The organism is Streptomyces sp. NRRL S-37 (assembly GCF_000721605.1).
In the GTDB taxonomy this organism is placed as follows: Bacteria; Actinomycetota; Actinomycetes; order Streptomycetales; family Streptomycetaceae; genus Streptomyces.
Window position 1 is genome coordinate 1 of record NZ_JOIZ01000067.1, and the last position, 2023, is coordinate 2023.

A 2023-nucleotide genomic window follows, 5' to 3' on the forward strand; every position below is an offset into this window, starting at 1 on the left:
CTGGGTGACCCATGTCCGTGAGGCCGTGCGTTTCGCCGACGGAGTTCGTTCCCTGGTCGGTGAGGGTGTCACGCGGTTCGTGGAGCTGGGCCCGGGCGGTGTGCTCAGCGGCATGGCCCGCGAGAGCGCCGGCGACGACGCCCTCCTCGTACCTGTGCTGCGCAAGGACCGCGACGAGGAGTCGGCGGCACTGGCCGGGCTCGCCCGGCTGCACGTGGCCGGGGCCCGGGTGGACTGGGCCGCGTACTTCGCCGGCACCGGCGCACGCACCGTCGACCTGCCCACCTACGCCTTCCAACGGCAGCGCTACTGGCCCGCCGGTGCGCTGACCCGGGCCGGGGACGTGCGGTTCGCCGGACTCGGAGCGGCCGAACACCCACTGCTGGGCGCAGCCGTCGAACTGGCCGGTACCGAGGGATCGGACGGAGTGGTGTTCACGGGCAGGCTGTCGGTGCAGTCCCACCCGTGGCTGGCCGACCACGTGGTACAAGGCTCGGTGCTGGTGCCGGGAACGGCCCTGCTGGAACTGGCGATCCGCGCGGCCGACGAGGTCGGCTGCGACACGGTCGAGGAACTGACCCTCTCCGCGCCGCTGGTGCTGCCCGACCACGGTGGTACTCGTATCCAGGTGCGGATCGGCACGCCCGACGCCGACGGCCGGTGCGCCCTGGGCATACACGCCCGGGGTGAGGACGACGTCCAGGCCCCATGGACCGTCCACGCCACCGGAATCCTGGCTCCCGCGGCTTTCGTAAGCGAGGTACAGTCCGACTTCGACGCATCCGTGTGGCCCCCGAAGGACGCCCGCGCTGTCGATGTGACGGACTGCTACGAGCGCCTGGCCGACACCGGGTTCCTCTACGGTCCCGCGTTCCGCGGCCTTCGTGCCGCATGGCGCCGGGGCGACGAGCTGTTCGCCGAGGTCGCCCTCGACGAAGCGACGGACGGCAGTGCCTACGGTCTCCACCCGGCCCTGTTCGACGCCGCCCTGCACGCCTTCGCGCTCGACGACGACGGCCGTGGCGGAGTGCCGTTCTCGTGGACCGGAGTGACACTGCACGCGTCCGGCGCCTCGGCCCTGCGGGTCCGGCTGATCCGGGACGCCGACGGCACCATGGCCCTGGAGCTGGCCGACCCGACAGGCGCTCCCGTCGCCTCGGTGGAATCCCTGGCCGTCCGGCCCCTGGCGGCCGGACAGCTGAGCACCGCGACCCATGACTCCCTCTACCAGGTGGACTGGGTGCCGGCGCGGGGCACGCGGGCCGCCGAAGTGTCCTCCGAACCGGTCACGGTCTCGGGGGTGGCCGAATTCGAGGAGCTGGTTCAGGGCGAGGTACCGACAACGGTGCTGGCCACCGTGCCCGGTACCTCGGACGGTGTCGTCGGATCCGTGCACGAAGTGGCCGTATGGGCGCTGGAGCTGGTGCGGTCGTGGCTGGCGAACGAGCGGTGTGCGCAGTCGCGTCTGGTGTTCGTGACGCGCGGTGCCACGGAGGGCGGTGACCTGCCGGGTGCCGCAGTGTGGGGTCTGGTGAGGTCGGCTGTCTCGGAGCACCCGGACCGGTTCGGTCTGCTGGACGTCGAACCGGACGCCGGGCTCACCGCCGAGCTGCTGGGTATGGCACTGGCGGTGAACGAGGCCGAGGTCGCGGTGCGTGGGGGTGAGGTGCTGGTGCCTCGCCTGGCGCGCGTGGCGTCGGCGACCGGTGCGGATGCTGCGGTCTGGGGTATGGCTGAGGGCACTGTTCTGGTGACGGGTGGTACCGGTGGTCTCGGTCGGATAGTTGCCCGGCATCTGGTGGTCGAGCACGGTGTGCGGGATCTGTTGCTGGTGAGCCGTCGTGGTGCGGTCGCCGAGGGTGTGGAGGATCTGGTCGCCGAGTTGTCCGGGCTGGGTGCTCGGGTGTCGGTGGAGGCCTGTGATGTGGCCGACGGGGCTGCGGTGGCTGCTCTGGTGGGCCGGTATCCGGTGCGGGCGGTGGTGCACGCGGCGGGTGTGCTGGACGACGGTGTGGTGGAGTCG

1 protein-coding gene is annotated in these 2023 nt (G+C 71.7%); it reads left to right on the forward strand.

The window, feature by feature from the left end:
• Positions 1-25: 25 nt before the first annotated feature.
• On the forward strand, positions 26-2023 hold a 1998-nt coding region (locus tag IH50_RS0136690), incomplete at its 3' end, for a polyketide synthase dehydratase domain-containing protein (RefSeq protein ID WP_234328337.1).